16 protein-coding genes are annotated in these 18226 nt (G+C 69.4%); 6 read left to right on the top strand and 10 right to left on the bottom strand.

Going from position 1 to position 18226, the window contains the following annotated elements; translation table 11 throughout:
• Positions 1-24: 24 nt before the first annotated feature.
• Together BLTE_RS02205 and BLTE_RS02210 are read left to right on the top strand one after the other, a co-directional pair.
• Positions 25-2097: a hypothetical protein gene (locus BLTE_RS02205; protein ID WP_126397217.1), complete on the top strand. Its 2073-nt coding sequence runs from the start codon at positions 25-27 to the stop codon at positions 2095-2097.
• Positions 2098-2136: 39 nt separating this feature from the next.
• Positions 2137-2844 (top strand): hypothetical protein, encoded by a 708-nt coding sequence (locus BLTE_RS02210; protein ID WP_126397219.1) that lies wholly within the window; start codon positions 2137-2139, stop codon positions 2842-2844.
• Positions 2845-2918: 74 nt separating this feature from the next.
• Here BLTE_RS02210 and BLTE_RS02215 read toward each other — a convergent pair whose 3' ends face one another.
• The 4 genes from BLTE_RS02215 to BLTE_RS02230 form a co-directional block, all read right to left on the bottom strand.
• Positions 2919-3434, bottom strand: a complete 516-nt coding sequence (locus BLTE_RS02215) for a GNAT family N-acetyltransferase (RefSeq protein WP_126397221.1) — start codon at positions 3432-3434, stop codon at positions 2919-2921.
• A gap of 114 nt (positions 3435-3548) precedes the next feature.
• Positions 3549-4853 (bottom strand): hemolysin family protein, encoded by a 1305-nt coding sequence (locus BLTE_RS02220; RefSeq protein ID WP_126397223.1) that lies wholly within the window; start codon positions 4851-4853, stop codon positions 3549-3551.
• A 136-nt stretch (positions 4854-4989) separates the two neighbouring features.
• Positions 4990-5769, bottom strand: a complete 780-nt coding sequence (locus BLTE_RS02225; protein ID WP_126397225.1) for a DUF1499 domain-containing protein — start codon at positions 5767-5769, stop codon at positions 4990-4992.
• 221 nt (positions 5770-5990) lie between these two features.
• Entirely contained in the window at positions 5991-6722 is a 732-nt protein-coding gene (locus tag BLTE_RS02230; protein WP_126397227.1) for an HAD family hydrolase, read from the bottom strand.
• Positions 6723-6921: 199 nt separating this feature from the next.
• Here BLTE_RS02230 and BLTE_RS02235 point away from each other — a divergent pair, with 199 nt between their 5' ends.
• On the top strand, positions 6922-8379 hold the full coding sequence (locus BLTE_RS02235; RefSeq protein WP_126397229.1) for an amidase: 1458 nt from the start codon (positions 6922-6924) through the stop codon (positions 8377-8379).
• A 13-nt stretch (positions 8380-8392) separates the two neighbouring features.
• Here BLTE_RS02235 and BLTE_RS02240 read toward each other — a convergent pair whose 3' ends face one another.
• On the bottom strand, positions 8393-9376 hold the full coding sequence (locus BLTE_RS02240) for a magnesium transporter CorA family protein (RefSeq protein WP_126397231.1): 984 nt from the start codon (positions 9374-9376) through the stop codon (positions 8393-8395).
• 269 nt (positions 9377-9645) lie between these two features.
• Positions 9646-9861, bottom strand: coding sequence for a hypothetical protein (locus tag BLTE_RS02245; protein WP_126397233.1), 216 nt, complete (start codon positions 9859-9861; stop codon positions 9646-9648).
• 440 nt (positions 9862-10301) lie between these two features.
• On the opposite strand from BLTE_RS02245, the gene BLTE_RS02250 reads away from it, so the two are divergent.
• Positions 10302-10916: a L,D-transpeptidase gene (locus tag BLTE_RS02250; RefSeq protein WP_126397234.1), complete on the top strand. Its 615-nt coding sequence runs from the start codon at positions 10302-10304 to the stop codon at positions 10914-10916.
• A 41-nt stretch (positions 10917-10957) separates the two neighbouring features.
• Here the strand turns inward: BLTE_RS02250 and BLTE_RS02255 are convergent, their stop codons facing one another.
• From BLTE_RS02255 to BLTE_RS02265, 3 genes are all read right to left on the bottom strand, one after another.
• Entirely contained in the window at positions 10958-11821 is an 864-nt protein-coding gene (locus BLTE_RS02255) for a metallophosphoesterase (RefSeq protein ID WP_126402003.1), read from the bottom strand.
• A gap of 31 nt (positions 11822-11852) precedes the next feature.
• Complete coding sequence (locus BLTE_RS02260) at positions 11853-13232, bottom strand: aminotransferase (RefSeq protein ID WP_126397236.1); 1380 nt, start codon at positions 13230-13232, stop codon at positions 11853-11855.
• 146 nt (positions 13233-13378) lie between these two features.
• Complete coding sequence (locus BLTE_RS02265) at positions 13379-14530, bottom strand: extensin-like domain-containing protein (RefSeq protein ID WP_160140485.1); 1152 nt, start codon at positions 14528-14530, stop codon at positions 13379-13381.
• 461 nt (positions 14531-14991) lie between these two features.
• On the opposite strand from BLTE_RS02265, the gene BLTE_RS02270 reads away from it, so the two are divergent.
• Positions 14992-16458: a succinyl-CoA:acetate CoA-transferase ScpC gene (locus BLTE_RS02270; protein WP_174769506.1), complete on the top strand. Its 1467-nt coding sequence runs from the start codon at positions 14992-14994 to the stop codon at positions 16456-16458.
• 99 nt (positions 16459-16557) lie between these two features.
• Here the strand turns inward: BLTE_RS02270 and BLTE_RS02275 are convergent, their stop codons facing one another.
• On the bottom strand, positions 16558-16989 hold the full coding sequence (locus BLTE_RS02275; RefSeq protein WP_126402004.1) for an NUDIX domain-containing protein: 432 nt from the start codon (positions 16987-16989) through the stop codon (positions 16558-16560).
• 201 nt (positions 16990-17190) lie between these two features.
• On the opposite strand from BLTE_RS02275, the gene BLTE_RS02280 reads away from it, so the two are divergent.
• Positions 17191-18153 carry a metallophosphoesterase family protein gene (locus BLTE_RS02280; protein ID WP_244600082.1) on the top strand — a complete coding sequence of 321 codons (963 nt, stop codon included), beginning with the start codon at positions 17191-17193 and terminating at the stop codon, positions 18151-18153.
• Positions 18154-18226 lie beyond the last annotated feature (73 nt).

The following is an 18226-nucleotide window of genomic DNA, read 5'->3' on the forward strand; positions in this document are numbered from 1 at the left end:
TGGAAACCGAATGAGGCGCGCTGAATGAATCTGGGCATCGCCTTCTCGCCGCTGGTGCCGCTGCCCTGGCTTTATGCCGCCATCGCGGCAGCCGGCATCGTGGCGCTGCTGCTTGTCGCGAGCCGCACGCGCGGCGCGGCGTTCCGGGCGCTGGCGCTCGGTCTCGCGGTGCTGGCGCTCGCCAATCCGGCGCTGACCCACGAGGAGCGCGAGCCGCTGCCGGCGGTGGTGGCGGTGGTGGTCGACAGGAGCCCGAGCCAGAATTTCGGCGAACGCCGCGCCGAGACCGAGGCCGCGCGCGCCGAGCTTGCCGAGCGCCTCGCGCGGCTTCCCAACACCGAGGTGCGCTGGATCGACGGCGGCGAGGGTGATGGCGAGAGCGACGGCACGCGGCTGTTCGAGGCGCTGGAAAGCGGGCTCGCCGACGTGCCGCCCGAGCGCATCGCCGGCGCCATCCTGATCACCGACGGCCGCGTGCACGACGTGCCGGCGCAGGCCTCGGCGCTCGGTTTCCAGGCGCCGCTGCACGCGCTGGTCACCGGCCGCGCCGGCGAGCGCGACCGCCGCATCGCCCTGGTGCAGACGCCGCGCTTCGGCATCGTCGGCCAGTCGCAGACCGTCGCCTTCCGCGTCGAGGACGAGGGCACGGCGCCGGGCGGGCGGGCCACCGTCACCGTCCGCCGCGACGGCGACCTGATCGGCATGCTGACGGCGACCGCCGGCGAGGTGATGCGCGTCCCGGTCGAGATCACCCATGCCGGGCCGAACATCGTCGAGATCGAGGCGACGCCGATCGAGGGCGAGCTGACGCCGCTCAACAACCGCGCCGCCATCGCCATCGACGGCGTGCGCGAGAAGCTGCGCGTGCTGCTGGTCTCCGGCGAGCCGCATGCCGGCGAGCGCACATGGCGCAACCTGCTGAAGTCCGACGCCGCGGTCGATCTCATCCACTTCACCATCCTGCGCCCGCCGGAGAAGCAGGACGGCACGCCGATCAACGAGCTGTCGCTGATCGCCTTTCCGACGCGCGAGCTGTTCCAGCAGAAGATCGGCGATTTCGACCTCATCATCTTCGACCGCTACACCCAGCAGGGCGTGCTGCCGCTTTTGTATTTCGAGAACATCGCCCGCTATGTGCGGGGCGGCGGCGCGGTGCTGGTGGCGGCGGGGCCGGATTACGCGAGCTCGGATTCGATCTTCCGCACGCCGCTCGAAGGCGTGCTGCCGGCCGAGCCCACCGGCAACGTCACCGAGAAGCCGTTCCACGCCCGCCTCACCGAGGCCGGCCGCCGCCACCCGGTGACGCGCTCGCTCGACGGCGCGTCGTTCGATCCGCCGCGCTGGAGCCGGTTCTTCCGGGTGGTCGACACCCACGCCACGCCGGGGGCGGCGACCCTGCTCGGCGCGCCGGAGGAGCGGCCGGTGCTGGTGCTGGCGCGCGAGGGCGAGGGCCGGGTGGCGCTGATCCTGTCCGACCACATCTGGCTGTGGGCGCGGGGCTTCGAGGGCGGCGGGCCGCACCTCGACCTGCTGCGCCGGCTGTCGCACTGGCTGATGAAGGAGCCCGAGCTGGAGGAGGAGCGGCTGCGCCTGCTGGTGCGCGGCCGCGGCCTCTTGGTCGAGCGCCAGAGCATGACCGACACCGTGCCGCCGGTGACGCTGACCTCGCCCTCCGGCCAGACCCGCACGGTGACGCTGACCAGCGCCGAGCCCGGCATCTGGCGCGCCGAGGTGGAGGCGCGCGAGCTCGGCCTGTGGCGGGCGAATGACGGCACGCTGTCGGCGCTGGTCAATGTCGGGCCGATCAATCCGCGCGAGGTGTCCGAGGTCACCAGCACCACCGAGGTGCTGGCGCCGATCGCCAAGGCCACCGGCGGCGGGGTGATCCGCATCGCCGCCAAGGATCGCGTCGAGCTGCCGCGCGTGCTGGCGATCCGCGGCACGGACCGCTTCGCCGGCAATGACTGGATCGGCCTCCGGACCCGCGACGCCCATACGGTGACCGGGCTCACGCTATTCCCGGTGCTGGCGGGCCTCGCCGGCCTGCTGCTGCTGCTCGCCGCCTTCACCGCCGCGTGGGTGCGGGAGGGGCGGTAGCGCGGGCGCCCTTCATTTTTCAATTGTGGAGCATAATACATGTATAAAGATGGCTGGGGAGCGATACTCGGCGGGAAGCAAAGTGATATTGAAGACTGGGCTCTCTGCCTAGGAAATGGATTTGACCCTTGTGTTGAGCGAGTCCAGAACGACTTCATACTTAGATCATCGACGTTTGATTCTATTGATAATGCAGAGGATCTTAAGACCAAGGCCGCAGCACTGATTGACACGCTTAACGGGGCGTTGTCGCTCGATCAAAATAGCGGGAGGGTTGAATTCGGCGGTGCTGCTGCGTTCCGAGATGGTAATGTTAACCGAACCATATTTGCCGAGATCCACGAAGGGTTGCGTGTAAAAGCTCGCGCCACAGCAACAGTCATTGACAGGGATGGAAATTTCGTAACCCAAAAGCCGCAGCCCAGCACTGTTCAGAATTGGATATCAAAAATACATAAGGACGAGCTTCTTGAAGATGCTCTTATATTCTTCGGGCGAGCCTCCGACTGGTTTGATCTATATAAATCTCTTGAGTGCCTGATTCGAAGATTTGGGTCAGAGCAGGCTTTCTTTGAGTGGGCCGGGCCTGAGAGTCAGGCCAGACTGTTAAAACAGACGGCAAACTGGCACCGCCACGCTCCCAAGAAAAATGAACGCCCTGTAAGGCCCTTGAGTTTTGACCAAGCACGGGGCGCCCTGGGATTTCTGCTCAATCGCGCTCTGAATGAAACAAGCTCAAATAAGTAGGCAAGAGACCAACAGCAAAAACAGCTCAACGCCTTAAGCTGAGAAGTCCTGAAGGCGTCATTTTGGCATTTTAATTACGCCGCGACGGCCCCATACCCCGGCCGCGCCGGCCCCTCGACGCCCTCGAAGGCGCCGTCCTCAAGCTCGGCGATCAGGATGCGGTCCTTGTCCACCGGTCCGGGCATGATCACCCGGCCGCGCGGCACCCGCTTGAAGCCGAGCTTGGCATAATAGGGCTCGTCGCCGACCAGCAGCACCAGCCGGTGGCCGAGGGCGCGCGAGGCATCGAGCGCGCGTCGAACCAGCGCGCCGCCGATGCCGCGCGAACGGAAGTCGGGATCGACGGTGAGCGGCCCCAGCACCAGCGCCGGCGCCTCGCCGATGGTGATCGGCGACAGCCGCACCGAGCCCACCAGCAGCGTGCCGACTCGGGCAATGAACGACGCCCCGGCGACGTGGGGCACGCCCTCGCGCAGGCGGAAGGCGGCGCGCACATAGCGGCCGGGGCCGAAGGCGTGATCGTTCAGCCGTTCGACGGCCGGGGCGTCCTCGGGCGATTCGGGCAATATGGCGATGGAAAGCTGGGTCATGGCATGCCGCATATCACAGGGGGCGGGGGCGCTTAAGCCCGGGGTCGCCGGCATACGGTTTCCGGAGGATCCCTTCGGGCCGGAAACCGCATCACGCCGCGCGGTGACGCTTGGTCACGCCGCGCGGTGGCGCTTGGGGACGCGCGAGACCATCGCCTTGTCGATGCGGCGGCCGTCGAGATCGACCACCTCGAAGCGCCAGCCATTGGCGTCGACATGCTCGCCGACGCCGGGCAGGTGGCCGAAGCGGTCGAGCAGGAAGCCGGCGAGGGTGTGATAGTCGCGCGTGTCCGGCAGCGGCAGGCCGATCAGGTCGCTCAACTCGTCGATCGGCATGGTGCCGGAGATCAGATAGGAGCCGTCCTCGCGCCGCACCACGTTCGGCTCGGCCGGGCCGCCGGTCTCCGTCTGCAGCGAGCCGACGATCGATTCCAGGATGTCGGCATTGGTGACCACGCCCTGGAAGTGGCCGTACTCGTCGTGCACCAGCCCGATATGCAGTGGCGACTGGCCCAGCAGCTCGACCACCGCCAGCGCGTCGGCGGTCTCGGGGATCACCGGCGCCTCGCGGATCAGCGCGCGCAGGTCGAGCGGCTTGCCGGCCAGATAGGCGTCGACCAGATCCTTGGCCTGGATGACGCCGAGCACGCCGTCCGGCGAGCCGTCATGCACCGGCAGGCGCGAATGGCCGCTGGCCATGATCTCGGCGCGGATGGTGTCGATGTCGTCGCGCAGGTCGATCATGTCGACCTCGGTGCGCGGCGTCATCACCGCCCGCACCGGCCGGTCGCCCAGCCGCATCACCGCCGCGATCATCTGCCGCTCGCCGGGCTCCAGCACGCCGGCAGTCTCCGCCTCGGCGATCAGCGACTTGATCTCCTCCTCGGTGATGCGCTCGACGATCTCGCTGTCGTGGCCGAGCAGCCGCAGCACCGCCTTGCCCGACATGTTGAGCAGCGCCACCACCGGCGAGGAGATCAGGGCCAGGACGTTCATCGCCGGGGCGACGCGGGCGGCCATCGCCTCGGGATTGGACAGGGCCAGCTGCTTGGGCACCAGCTCGCCGATGATCAGCGAGCCATAGGTGATGATGGCGACGACGATGCCGACGCCCAGCGCATCGGCGACGCCCTTGGGCACGCCGAGATCGGCCAGCGCGTCGGTGAGGCGCAGGCCGATGGTGGCGCCGGAGAAGGCGCCCGACAGCACGCCGACCAGCGTGATGCCGATCTGGACGGTGGACAGGAACTTGCCGGGGTCGGAGGCCAGCAGCAGGGCGCGCTCGGCGCCGGCGACCCCCCGCTCGGCCATCATGCGCAGGCGCGCCGGACGGGAGGACACCACGGCCAGTTCGGACATCGCCAGCAGGCCGTTGAGGACGATCAGGGCGACGACAAAGCCGAGTTCGATGATCAACATGGTCTTTTCACATAGCATCCTGCCGGTTCGTCAGCGAGGGCAAAGGGCCCCATACAACCGCAGGCGCAGCGGCCGGTTACCCAGCGCCATCTGAAAATCCATATATGTCAATAACTAAGGAATTGCTGCAGACGCGTCAGCGCCGGGGCGGCTCCCAGTCGTCGAGATCGGCGAGCAAGGCCTTGATCCGGCGGGCATTGGCGCCGATGTCGTGCCTGCCGTAGCGGCTGGCCGAGCGCACGTCGATGCGCGTTCCCTCGGCGGCGGGGCGGATGCGCACCACCACGTCGTCGCGGAAGCCGAACACCAGCGTGCGGACCACCGCCTCGATGCGGCCCTCGCGGCCGGGCCGCGGCGGCACCTGGTCGAGGATGCGCCAGCGCCGCTTCTCGATCAGCGTGCGGGCCGCCTGGAAGGCCTGCTCGGGGGTCCAGTCCTTGATCAGCGGCTTCAAGTCCGGATAGCCGGCCTGCTGCAGCGCCGCCACCCGCTCGCCCTCATAGGCCGCCGGATTGGCGCCGGGCGGGCGGGCCGCCGCCCCGGCGATGATGCGCGGCGGGTCGACGAGATCGGTCGAGATGTCGTGGATCGCCGGCAGGCCAAAGGCGACCACCGCCATCGCCGCCGGCCCGGCCACCACGGCGAGCCCGACGAGAAGCCCGGTCACCGCCTGGGCGAGGCCGCGATAGCCGTCGTTCCAGATCGCCGCCAGCGCCACCAGCGCCACCAGCACCGCCACGGCGGCCACCGCCACCCCGGCGGCGAACACCCCCAGCGCCGCCAGCGTCTCGACGATGTTGAGGCGCGACAGCGCGATGCCGAGCAGCGCCACCGCCAGCGCGAACAGCGCCAGCCGCCGGCTCCAGATCGCCAGATGCGAATAGCGTTCGACCGGTAGCGCCCTGCGTCGGACCATCGGGGTGGGTTCCTCGGCTGTCCCTGCAAAACCGCCCGCACGGCGGTATGGTGAAGGTCGATGCGAAGTCCGGCCCTCGGGGCCGGAGCTTCGCAGTCCGTGCGCCGGAAATCCCGTTTTCTAACAAGGATTTCCGGCGAGCCTGCTTCCGGGATCACGACGTGATCGCCCGGAAGCCGTATTAGGCCGATTCGAGCATGGCGGCACGAACCGGACGTGTTTCACGCCCCTGCCTTCGCCAGCAGGTCCGGCAGCGGGTCGAGCGTGGCGAGAAGGACGTCGGCGAACGGCGCCAGATCGTCGCGCGCAGCAAGCCCGCGCGGGCCGGTGAGCACCGCCACCGCCAGCGCGCCGGCCGCGCGCGCCGCATGCAGATCGTGCAGCGAGTCGCCGACCAGGGCGACCTCGTGCGGGGCGACCCCAACCGCTTCGGCGAACGCCTGCACCGGCCCCGGGCCGGGCTTGCGGCCGTGGCCGGAATCCCAGCCCGAATAGAAGGCGAGGTGGCGGTCGAGGCCGAGCGCCGCCATCTGGGCGCGGGCGCTGGCCTCGCCGTCATTGGTGGCGATGCCCATCGCCACGCCGCGGCTGGCCAGCGTGTCGAGCACCGGGCCGGGCGCGCCGACCGGCGCCACCCAGTCGAGGCCATGGGCCAGGAACAGCGCGTCCATCTCGGCGAAGAACGCCGCGCTGGCCGGCCGCCGCAGCGCCTCGGCCCATTGCGGGCCGTAGTCGCCGCTGGAGCCGGCGATCACCGGCGAGGTCGGGCGGAAGCGGCGGGCGGCGAGATCGTAGTCGGCGACGTCGAGCAGGCGGGCCAGCGCGTCGTCGTCCCCGCCCGCCAGCGCCCGCATCACCGCGAGCCCGGCGGGACCCCAGGTGGCGTCGAAATCGACCAGGGTGCCGTCCTTGTCGAACAGCACGGCGCGGATGGCGTGGGCACGGACCGGCATGCCGGCATCAACACCACCGCACGGCCGGCTGTAAAGCGCATCACGCTTCGACTTGACCAGTGAACCGGCGGCCGGCGGGTGCTAAACAAAGGGTTGCCATCACGACGCCTCCGGCTTCGCGCGGGCGCCTTCGCGGCCTCGTACCAACGGCCAGCTTTCGCGGTCGCTGGCCTCACCGTCTTGCGCAACGGAGATCACCATGACGCTCGATGCCCATCTGCTCGCGCCGGCGCATGTGCTGCTGGCGCGGCTGGCCGCCGGGGAGGTGTCGGCGGCCGACCTCACCGAGGCGGCGCTGGCGCGCATCGGCGCCCTCGACGGCCGGCTCAATGCGGTGGTGACGCGCGACCCCGAGGGGGCCCGCGCCGCGGCGCAGCGAAGCGACTGCCGGCGGGCGGAGGGGCGGGCCGGGCCGCTGGAGGGCCTGCCGATCACCATCAAGGATGCGTTCGCGGTCAAGGGCATGCGCTCCACCGGCGGGGTGCCGGCGCTGTCGGCCTACGTGCCCGACGATGACGCGGTGGCGGTGGCGCGGCTGCGGGCGGCCGGCGCGGTGATCCTCGGCAAGACCAACGTGCCGCCCTATTCCGGTGATTTCGTCGCCAACAATCCGATCTTCGGCCGCACCTCCAATCCGTGGGACCTCGGCTATTCGCCGGGCGGCTCGTCGGGCGGCGCGGCGGCGGCGGTGGCCTGCGGCTTCAGCGCCTTCGAACTCGGCTCCGATCTCGGCGGCTCGATCCGCTGGCCGGCGCACGCCTGCGGCCTGTTCGGGCTGAAGACCAGCTTCGGCGTGGTGCCGCTCGCGGGCATCGTGCCGCCGGCCTCGCCCGACCTGCCGGAGCTCGATCTGTGGGCGCTGGGGCCCCTCGCGCGCTCGGCGCGCGACCTCGAACTGGTGCTGGACGTGCTGGCGCCGCCGGGCGACCGGCGGGGCGCCTTCGTGCTCGACCTGCCCGAGCCGCGCCAGCGCGACGGCCGCGGCCTGCGCATCGCGCTGTGGGACGCCGACGGCTTCGCCCCAGTCGATTTCAGCGTGGCGCACGCCATCTCGGTCGCCGCCGGCCGGCTCGCCGAAGCCGGCGCCGTCATCAACATCGCCCGGCCGGCGGTGTCGCTCGACGAATGCTACGAGATCTACGCCATCCTCAACGCCGCCCAGTTCACCGCCGAGCTGCCGGAGCTGATCCGGCGCCGGCTCGCCGCGCGGGCCAGCGACACCGCGCCCGACGAGATCTCGCACGCGGCGCTGCAGACCCGCGGCGTGGTGCTGTCGTTCCGCGACTGGCTGATGCTCACCGCCCGGCGTCAGGCGATGAAGCGGGCGTGGGCGGCGTTCTTCGCCGACTACGACGCCATCCTGCTGCCGCCGGCGCCGGTGGGGGCGGTGCCGCACCCGACGACCGACGATCTGACGAAGCGCACGCTCAGCGTCGACGGCACGGAGCGGCCGTGGCTCGATTTCCTGCTGTGGTCGTCGCTCGCCAGCCTCGCCCACCTGCCGGCGGCGGTGGCGCCGGTCGAGCGCGGCCCTGACGGCCTGCCGCGCGGGGTGCAGATCGTCTGCGCCGAGGGCAACGACCGGATGGCGGTGGCGGTCGCCGCGCTGCTGGAGGAACGCGGCTCGGCCTTCGTGCCGCCGCCGCTGGCGGGGTGAGACGGTTTCCGACCTACAGCCACTTCTTCCAGCGGAACAGCAGATAGGGCAGCACGGCGGCGAGGAACATCACCGCGACCGCCAGCGGGTAGCCGTAATGCCAATCCAGCTCCGGCATGTATTTGAAGTTCATGCCGTAGATGGAGGCGACCAGGGTCGGCGGCATCAACACCACCGACAGCACCGCGAAGATCTTGATGACGTTGTTCTGGTCGATGGTGACGAGGCCGAGCGTCGCATCGAGCAGGAACTGCACCTTGTCGCCGAGATAGCTGGCATGGTCGGTGAGCGAGGCGACGTCGCGGCTCATCGACTTGATCTGGGCGCGCATGTCCTTCGACAGCTTGAGCGTGTCGCTCTCGTTCTGCATGTACAGGAGCAGCCGGCCGATCGACACCAGCGCCTCGCGCGCCTTGGAGGTGAGGTCGCCGCGCCGGCCGACGGCCCGCAGAATGTGCTTGAAGTCGATCTTGCCGGTGCCCTCGCGGGTGGTGGCGAACACCCGGCCGGACAGATTGTCGACCTCGGCCGACAGCCGCTCCATGGTGTCGGCGGCGCGGTCGACGATCGCCTCCAGCAGATCCATGAACACCTGCAGCCCGGTCACCGTCGGCGGGCAGGTGCGGGCCAGCTTGGCGCCGAGAATGGCGAACGGCCGCGGCTCGTCGTAACGCACCGTTACCAGCTTGCTGCCGTGCAGGATGAAGGTGACCGGCGACAGGCGCGGCTGGGCGGTTTCCGACTGGCACAGCAGCGTCGCCGTCATGTAGCGCGCGCCGTTCTCCTCATAGAGCCGGCTCGACGGCTCGATCTCCTGCATCTCCTCGCGGGTCGGCACCTCGAAGCCGAGCAGCGTCTCCACCGCCTTGGCCTCGGCGGGGGTGGGGGAGATCAGATCGAGCCAGACCGCGCCGGGCTCCAGCGCCGGCGGGGTGTCCTGGCTGCCGAGCTGCGAGCGGACCAGCGAGGCGCCATTGGGCGTGAAGACGGCGAGCATGCGCAAACTCGCAGGTTGGCGGACGGATGGCTGGCGACTCGATCCGGCGTGGATCGGTCGCCTGTTACGGTTTCTGGATGAATCCTTCCGGACCGCGGCAAGACGCCCGCCGACAATCCCGGTTCGGGACCGGGATCCTCGGCGGCCGGACCGCGAGGCTCCGGCCGTTCAGCCGAGGTTCGTATCAGCGCAGGCCATAGCAGAAAAGCCCTGCCGCATGGTCAGCGGCAGGGCCATCGAGATTGTCTTTTCGAGCCGAGGCCGACGGATCAGCCGAGAAGCATGATCTGGTCGGTGGTGAGCTTGCTGCGGTCCGGCGCCGGGGCGTGATCGTCATTGCGCAGCGGGCCGGCATAACGCGCGGCCGCCGCCACGGCGGAAATACCGATACGCCGGTACTTCTCGTCGAGATTGGGTTGGTCCAAGAGCGGGTCGGGCCGTTGCTGAACCGCTGGCTGGCTCTCACTCATGTCGTCTTCCTCCACCGTCGTCGCCCCTTTTTGGCAGCCCGTGAGCCCATCATTTAAGCTCGAACTGCGGCAAATCTAGGCAGATTGTTGCCCGTATGACCGCCGACGCAACGCGGCGAACGGTCACGTCATACGAAATGAGGGGGATTGGTTGGTGATCTGTGAAACGGATTCGCTGAAAACCCTTGGTGTGAAATGGGATTTTCCGCGGATGGATGCGGGATGCCGGCGATTTGCCGACGCGCGAATCCTTATCGGATCGGCCTTAAGACGACGTGAAGCCGGGCGGTAGAATGTTCCGCAAGGCCGGAGCCGTCCAGCCCGCCGCACTGTGGCATATGGGTGACATCCCGGATGGTTCGCACGCCTGCGCCCCTGTCGGACATTGGCAACGCCCTCGCCAATCAGTTAAGTCGAGTGATCACGACATGTTCGGGCCGAAGGTGGAGGGATCGATGCGGATTCGCGTTGCAGGCGCGTTGCTGGCGGCGATGCTGGCCGCCGGGTGCAATTCGGTCTCGTATGATCCGGTGCCCGAGAGCGCGTTCACCGCGCGCGACCGGCAGGAATTCGCCAAGCAGTCCTTCACCAATGTGCTGCCGGAGCCGGATCATCTGCGCCAGATCGTCACCGATCCGACGCGCGAGAACCCCGGCACCATCGTCGTCGACACCCAGAATCGCTGGCTCTATTTCGTGCTGCCGGAGGGCAAGGCCATCCGCTACGGTGTCGCCGTCGGCAAGGAGGCGTTCGCGTGGTCGGGCGTCGCCAAGGTCGGCCGCAAGGAGCAGTGGCCGGGCTGGACGCCGACCGAAGGCATCCACAGCCGCATGCGCCAAGCCGGCTTCAGCCTGCCGAGCCACATGCCGGGCTCGGCCGACAATCCGCTCGGCGCCCGCGCGCTCTACCTCTACGAGGGCGGCAAGGACACGCTGTTCCGCATCCACGGCACCAACGAGCCCGAGTTGATCGGTTCGGCGGTGTCCTCGGGCTGCATCCGCATGCTGAACGCCGACGTGATCGACCTCTTCAACCGCACGCCGGTCGGCGCGAAGGTGATCGTGATCTGACGAGATCTGCCGGCGGCCGCGCAGCGCGCCCGTCGGGTCTCTCACCCCAGCGTCAGCAGCACGATTTCCGGCGGCATGCCAAGCCGGACCGGCAGCATCGACACCCCGAGCCCGCCGGACACCAGAAGGTGGCGGCCGTCCTCCACCACGTGGCCATAGGCGAAGCGGTTGCGGTAGCTCGAGGGCACCTGCGGCGAATAGCCGAACAGCCGCACCTGCCCGCCATGGGTGTGGCCCGACAGGGTGATGGACACGCGCTCCGGTACCTTGACGAACAGATCCGGCTCGTGGGCGGCGAGGATCACCGGCGCGCCGTCCGGCACCCGGGCCAGCGTGCCGGGCAGGTCGTCGAAACCGCGGAAGCGGCGCCAGCCGATCGGCACCGCGATCATCGAGGCGGTGCCGATCAGGTGCACCGGCCCCTGCGGCGTCGCCAGCGGCACCACGCCGTTCTCCAGCAGCGGAATGCCGGTTTCGGCGAAGGCGGCGCGGAACGGCTCGACGCCGTGCCAGTAGTCATGATTGCCGAGAATGCCGTAGACGCCGAGCGGCGCGGCGAGGCGGGCAAGCTGCGCGAAGGTCTCGGCCGGCTCGATGCGGCGAGTGAGGAAGGGGTGGTCGGCGCGGTAGTCGCCGAGCAGCAGGATCAGGTCCGGCTTGAGCGCATTGGTGCGCGCCACGATCTCGGCCACGCGGCCGATCGGCATGAAGGGAGCGCCGGCATGCAGGTCGGCGATCAGCGCCACCCGCATGGTCAGGCCGTGCGGCCAGCGCGGCGGCGTGATGCGGTATTCGGTGACGTCGAGCCGCCACGCCGGCTCGATCCACATGCCATAGGCGGCGGTGGCGAAGCTCGCGCCGAGGAGTCCCACCAGACCCTTCAGGGCCGTGCGGCGCGAGACCATGCTCATGCTGGAGAACTCCTGCGGCCGGACCTCATGCGGCCAGCAGGTTCTCGCGCTTCGCCCAGTCGAGCGTGCGGTCGAGCGTGCGGCCGAGCCGGTCGAACAGATCGTCGATCTCCTCGGGCGTGATGATCAGCGGCGGGCAGACCGCCATCGAGTCGCCGAGCGAGCGGATCAGCACGCCTTCCTCCTGGGCGAACGCCATCGCCTTCGGGCCGACCCCCTTCTTGGGATCGAAGGCGCGCTTGGTCGCCTTGTCGGCCACCATCTCGACCGCGCCGATCAGGCCCATCCCGCGCACCTCGCCGACCAGCGGGTGATCGGCGAACGCCTTGAGGCGCGCCTGGAACTGCGGCGCCTTGGCGGCGGCCTGCTCGAAGATCCGGTCGCGCTGGTAGATCTCCAGCACCTTCAGCGCCACCGCGGCGCCGACCGGGTGGCCGGAATAGGTGAAGCCGTGGCCGAACGAGCCGATCTTGCGGCTCTCATCCAGCAGCGCCTGATGCATGATCTCGGGCACCATCACCGCGGCGATCGGGAAATAGGCCGAGGACAGCGCCTTGGCCACCGAGATGGCGTCGGGCAGATAGCCCAGCACCGGCGCGCCGAACGCCGCGCCAAGCCGGCCGAAGGCGCAGATCACCTCGTCGGCGATCATGTAGACGTCGTATTTGCGGCAGACGTCCATGATCTTCGGAAAATAGCTCTTGGGCGGCACGATCACCCCGCCCGCGCCCATGATCGGCTCGGCGATGAAGGCGGCGACCGTCTCCGGCCCCTCGCGCAGGATCAGCGCCTCCAGCTCGGCGGCGAGGCGGGTGGCGAAGTCGTCCTCGCTCTCGCCGGGCTCGGCGTTGCGGTAATAATAGGGGGCGGCGGTGTGGAAGATGCCGGCGATCGGCAGGTCGAAATCGGTGTGGTTGGCCGGCAGGCCGGTGAGCGAGCCCGAGGCGATGGTGACGCCGTGATAGGCGCGCTGGCGCGAGATGATCTTCTTCTTCTGCGGCCGGCCGAGCGCGTTGTTCATGTACCAGACCAGCTTGATCTGGCTGTCGTTGGCCTCCGAGCCCGAGCCGGCAAAGAACACCTTGGAGATCGGCACCGGCGCCATCTCCTTCAGCTTCTCGGCCAACTCGATCGCCGGATCGTGGCTCTTGCCGCCGAACAGATGGGTGAAGGACAGCTTGCGCATCTGGCTGGCGGCGGCCTCGACCACCTCCTCGTTGCCGTAGCCGAGCGCCGTGCACCACAGGCCGGACAGGCCCTCGATATAGGGCTTGCCGTCGACGTCGTAGACATGGATGCCCTTGGCGCGCTCGAGCACCAGCGGTCCCGTTTCGCGCAGCGCAGCGAGATTGGTGTAGGGGTGGACCAGGGTCTCGACGTCGCGGGTCTGCAGATTGGTGAGCATCAAGGTCTCCGGCGGCGGGGAAAAGCGAAGCGCACTTGTACCCGCGGACCCCTGCGCCACCAAGCCCGTGGCCCTGCGCCAGCATCGCGGCTGGCGTGCGGCGCGATGCGATCGCGCCGTGTCTGATGCTTATGGTCGCGGGCCCCTCACTCCGAGCCGGCGAAGCCGATCCGCTCGGGGGCGTCGGGCATGGCGGCGGCGGGCATCTCATCGGCCGGCGGCTCATCGGTCTTCTGGGTGCCGGCCGGGCGGAGATCGGAGGCCGGCGCGGGCGGGCGCGGCTTGACCGGCGCAAGCGGCGCGCGGGCGGTGGCGAGGCGGGGCGAGGGCGTTGCCGCCTCCTTCGCCGCCTCCTTCGCCGCATCCTTCGGCGCCGCCTTCGGGGCGCCCTGCGCCACCAGAGGCTCGTCCATCTTCCAGCCGCACAGCTTGCGGCCATTGGCGCGCTCGGCGAGATCGACGTGGATGTGGTTCTCGTGGTAGCCGTCCGAGCCTGGGCCGAGCACGGTCATGAAGCGTTCGCAGGCGCCGCGCTTCATCTCGGCCATCAGGGCCTTGGGCATGTCCGGGCTGTCGATGAAGCGCCAGCGGCCATCGGTGCTCTCGAAGCCGCGGATGTCGATGGCATTGGCGCGGCCGTGCTCGCTCATCATCGCATAGGGATTGCGGTTGCGGCCGCGGCAGTCATAGCTCGCGAAATTCTTCAGCGCCTTGAACGGCTGGCCGATGCGCGTCGCGCTCGGCGCCAGATCCTCGCGCACCCAGCGCGCCAGCCCCTCGGCCATGCGGCAGTTGAGCGTCGCCGCCGGCTCGATGGCGACGCGCGAGCCGTCGGCCAGCGTCACCGCCGACAGTTCCACCGCCTCGCCGGTGCCGCAGGCGCCGGAGCCCTTCACCGGCGCGATCGCCTTGGCCTCCGCATAGCCCAGCGCGAACACGTTGCGGCAGCTTGTGCCGGTCGCAACGTCCGCCGCGCGGCCGCGCAGGGAGGCGGCCGGCTGGTCGCCGATCGAGGCCAGCGCGAGGCCCGCCTGCGGCAGCGCCGGGCGCGGCCGGGGAAGCGGCGCCACCGCGGCGATGGCGGCGAGCGCAGTTTTTGGGAGCAGGGCGGTTTTGGGCGCCGCCTCTTGGGTCGGCGCCGCGGCCGTCGCGAGCGCAGGCGGGGCGGCGGCGATCGACCAGGGCGACAGCGCGTGCTGGGGCGGCAGCGGCAGCACGCCGGCCGCGGCGAGGCCGCCGGGCAGGCCGGTCTCCACCGGCAGCGTCGCGAACGCGAACACCGCCTTGTGCAAGGGCAATGGTGGCACGATCTCGATGTTGGGCCCGCCTTGCGCGGGGGCATTGCTGGCCGCGCTTTGCGCGGCTGCGGATCCGGTTGCCCCCGCGGCGAGGGCCAACGCCAGAACAGTTACCTGACACACCTGCATCCGGCGCCTATAGCACGGCCATGATGGAGAGATCATGGCGAAACGCCGCAGGCCGCGGGCGCCGGCCGCAATCTGCCGGCGAGATTGGTTGGCCGCAGCCGCCTACCGCCACGCATGATTGCCGAAAATAAATCCGCGCGCAACGAATGCGCCTTCAAATACCGCTTACTTTATCCGCAAGTATTATGCCTTTTGTCTATTTCCCCCTCCCGCAACGCGTCGCGGTGAAGTAAATGCGTGACAACGAAAACGGGCTGAAATGCCACCGCTTGACGGAGGGTAATTTGACGGACTCAAATAGAATTGCTTGCAACCGTCTGCGCTCCAAGGTGATGAGCGCCGACGACGCGGCCAGATTCATCGAATCCGGCACGACCGTGGGCATGAGCGGCTTCACCGGCTCTGGCTATCCCAAGGCGGTGCCGGTGGCGCTGGCCACCCGCATCGACGCCGAGCACGATGCCGGCCGGCCGTTCCGGGTGCGGGTGTGGACCGGCGCCTCCACCGGCCCCGAGCTCGACGGCGCGCTGGCCAAGGTCGACGCCATCGAGTTCCGCCTGCCGTACAATTCCGATCCCACCGTCCGCGACAAGATCAACCGCGGCCAGATGGAATATTTCGACATGCACCTGAGCCAGGTCGCGCCGGTGGCGTGGCAGGGCTTCCTCGGGCCGCTGGACACCGCGGTGGTCGAGATCACCGCGATCCGCCCCGACGGCTCGCTGGTGCCCTCGACCTCGGTCGGCAACAACAAGACGTGGCTGGAGCGGGCGAGCAAGGTCATCCTGGAGGTCAACTCCTGGCAGAACGCCGCGCTCGAGGGCATGCACGACATCTATTACGGCACGGCGCTGCCGCCGCACCGCTCGCCGATCCCGCTGATCCGGCCGGACGGCCGCATCGGCCAGCCGACGCTGCGCGTCGACCCCGACAAGATCGTCGCCATCGTCGAGACCCACGCGCCCGACCGCAACCTGCCGTTCTCGCAGCCCGACGAGGTGGCCTACGCGATCGCCGGCCACATCATCGAGTTCCTGCAGCACGAGGTGAAGAAGGGCCGCCTGCCGCACGAGCTGCTGCCGCTGCAGTCGGGCGTCGGCAACATTCCCAATGCGGTGCTGAAGGGCCTGCTCGACGCGCCGTTCGAGAACATGACCTCCTACACCGAGGTGGTGCAGGACGGCATGCTCGACCTGCTGGAGACCGGCAAGCTGCGCATGGCCTCGGCCACCGCCTTCTCGCTGAGCCCTGACGCGGCCGAGAAGCTCAACGCCAATCTGGAGCGCTTCCGCAACAAGATCATCCTGCGGCCGCAGGAGATCTCCAACCACCCCGAGGTGATCCGCCGCCTCGGCTGCATCGCCATGAACGGGCTGATCGAGGCCGACATCTACGGCAACGTCAATTCGACGCACGTCATGGGCTCGCGCATCCAGAACGGCATCGGCGGCTCGGGCGACTTCGCCCGCAACGCCTATGTGTCGATCTTCATGACGCCGTCGACCGCCAAGGGCGGCAAGATCTCGGCCATCGTGCCGCAGTGCAGCCATGTCGACCACATCAACCAGGACGTCCAGGTGATCGTCACCGAATACGGCCTGGCGGATCTGCGCGGCCTGTCGCCCAAGCAGCGCGCCGAGACGATCATCGCCAAGTGCGCGCATCCGGACTACCGCCCGGCGCTGGCCGACTATTTCAAGCGCGCCCGGGAACACAGCTACGGCCAGCATGCGCCGGCGCTGCTGACGGAATCGCTGTCCTGGCACCAGCGCTTCATCGAGACCGGCTCGATGAAGTGATGCGGTTTCCGGCCCGCAGGGCCGGAGCGCCGCTTTTCATGATGCAGTTCCGGGGGATCATGATGTGGTCCCCCGGTCCCGGTTTTGCCGGCGGCCGCCTCACCAGCGCGGCGATGGCGCCGTCCCCGACAGCACCTCGCCGATCCGGCGCCGGGTGCCCGGCGTCGTTTCTTCCGGCAGCGCGTCGGCTGCGAACCAGCCGCAGGCGGCGATCTCGTGATTGGCGGCGGGCAGAGCGGGCTGGGCGTAGTGCTCGGCCACGAACAGCGCGACATGGTCGCGGGTCGAGGCGGTGGGATTGTAGAACACCCCGTGCAGCCGCGGCGGCGCGGAGAGGCTGATATTGCCCTCCTCGGCCAGTTCGCGGCCGAGCGCCTCGAGCAGCGTCTCGCCGACCTCGACGCCGCCGCCCGGAAGCTGCCAGCCCGGCACATAGGTGTGGCGGATCAAGAAGACCCGGCCGCCATCGAGCACCAGCCCGCGCACCCCAAGCGTCATGCCGCGCTGGAACCGCCAATAGGTGTGAAACATCCGGTGCACGATCCGACTGCGCAACGCCCCGCTCCCTGGTCGATTCAACGGCTCTGCAACCCTGCCGGGGGTATAGGCGAGGCGGCGGTCGATGGCCACCTTCTCGTTGTGGCGAGTTGCGGTCCGCGTCGCCTCGCCATGGGCTCTGTGCGTGGCCACCGGTCCATCCTATAAGCGGCGCGGCCGGCGCCGGGGTTCCGGATGGTGGAGAACCGGTGGCCGGGTGACCGTACCAAGCCCCACCGGCCCGACGCGCCCAATTCGGAGACGACGCTGTTCACCCTCGCCCATCTGTCGGACCCGCATCTCGGGCCGCTGCCGCCGGCCCGCCGCCGCGAACTGGCGGGAAAGCGCCTGCTCGGCTGGCTCAACTGGCAGCGCGGCCGCGCCCGGCGCCACACCGCCGGCACGCTGCGGCTGATCGAGGCCGACATCGCCCGCCACCAGCCTGACCATGTCGCGGTGACCGGCGATCTGGTCAATATCGCGCTGGCGGCCGAGTTTGCGCCGGCCGCCGACTGGCTCGCCGGTCTCGGTTTGCCGGACCGGGTCTCGGTGGTGCCCGGCAATCACGACGCCTATGTCGCCCGCACCGCCGGTCTCGCCCGGCTGCATTGGGGCGACTACATGACCGGCGATCGCGGCGAGGCCGGCTTTCCCTATGTGCGCCGGCGCGGCGCGGTGGCGCTGGTGGGCGTGTCGAGCGCGGTGCCGACCGCGCCGTTCCTGGCCACCGGCCGGCTCGGGCCGCAGCAGATCGAAGCGCTCGCCGAGGCGCTCGACGCGCTGGGCCGGGCGGGGGCTTGCCGCATCGTGCTGATCCATCATCCGCCGGTCGGCCGGTTCGATTTCCAGAAGCGGCTGATCGACGGGCAGGCGGTGCGGGCGGTGCTGGCGCGCACCGGCGCCGAGCTGGTGCTCCACGGCCACACCCACGTGCCGGCCCGCCACGCCGTCGACGGGCCGCATGGACCGATCCCGGTGATCGGCGTGCCCTCGGCCTCGGCCGGGCCGGTCTCCGCGCACCCCGCCGGCTGGAACCGGTTCGTCATCGCCGATGGCGGGGCTGCACGAACCCTGTGGCGGATCGAGCTGGAGCGGCGCGGCCTGCGCCATGGCGGCGCGGTCATCGACACGCTGGAGCGCACGGTGCTGGCCGGGTGACCACCAGCACAGCGGAGCAGGCGCGGGCGGACTGAAATGATCCGCACGGCCGGGCCGAAGCCCGGCCATGCGG

It is taken from the genome of Blastochloris tepida (genome assembly GCF_003966715.1).
Classification (GTDB): domain Bacteria; phylum Pseudomonadota; class Alphaproteobacteria; order Rhizobiales; family Xanthobacteraceae; genus Blastochloris; species Blastochloris tepida.

Bases quoted from the DNA above. Each gene is read 5' to 3' on its own strand.
- BLTE_RS02205 (WP_126397217.1), top strand. From the start codon at position 25: ATGAATCTGGGCATCGCCTTCTCGCCGCTGGTGCCGCTGCCCTGGCTT.
- BLTE_RS02210 (WP_126397219.1), top strand. From the start codon at position 2,137: ATGTATAAAGATGGCTGGGGAGCGATACTCGGCGGGAAGCAAAGTGAT.
- BLTE_RS02215 (WP_126397221.1), bottom strand. From the start codon at position 3,434: ATGACCCAGCTTTCCATCGCCATATTGCCCGAATCGCCCGAGGACGCC.
- BLTE_RS02220 (WP_126397223.1), bottom strand. From the start codon at position 4,853: ATGTTGATCATCGAACTCGGCTTTGTCGTCGCCCTGATCGTCCTCAAC.
- BLTE_RS02225 (WP_126397225.1), bottom strand. From the start codon at position 5,769: ATGGTCCGACGCAGGGCGCTACCGGTCGAACGCTATTCGCATCTGGCG.
- BLTE_RS02230 (WP_126397227.1), bottom strand. From the start codon at position 6,722: ATGCCGGTCCGTGCCCACGCCATCCGCGCCGTGCTGTTCGACAAGGAC.
- BLTE_RS02235 (WP_126397229.1), top strand. From the start codon at position 6,922: ATGACGCTCGATGCCCATCTGCTCGCGCCGGCGCATGTGCTGCTGGCG.
- BLTE_RS02240 (WP_126397231.1), bottom strand. From the start codon at position 9,376: ATGCTCGCCGTCTTCACGCCCAATGGCGCCTCGCTGGTCCGCTCGCAG.
- BLTE_RS02250 (WP_126397234.1), top strand. From the start codon at position 10,302: ATGCGGATTCGCGTTGCAGGCGCGTTGCTGGCGGCGATGCTGGCCGCC.
- BLTE_RS02255 (WP_126402003.1), bottom strand. From the start codon at position 11,821: ATGGTCTCGCGCCGCACGGCCCTGAAGGGTCTGGTGGGACTCCTCGGC.
- BLTE_RS02260 (WP_126397236.1), bottom strand. From the start codon at position 13,232: ATGCTCACCAATCTGCAGACCCGCGACGTCGAGACCCTGGTCCACCCC.
- BLTE_RS02270 (WP_174769506.1), top strand. From the start codon at position 14,992: ATGAGCGCCGACGACGCGGCCAGATTCATCGAATCCGGCACGACCGTG.
- BLTE_RS02275 (WP_126402004.1), bottom strand. From the start codon at position 16,989: ATGTTTCACACCTATTGGCGGTTCCAGCGCGGCATGACGCTTGGGGTG.
- BLTE_RS02280 (WP_244600082.1), top strand. From the start codon at position 17,191: ATGGTGGAGAACCGGTGGCCGGGTGACCGTACCAAGCCCCACCGGCCC.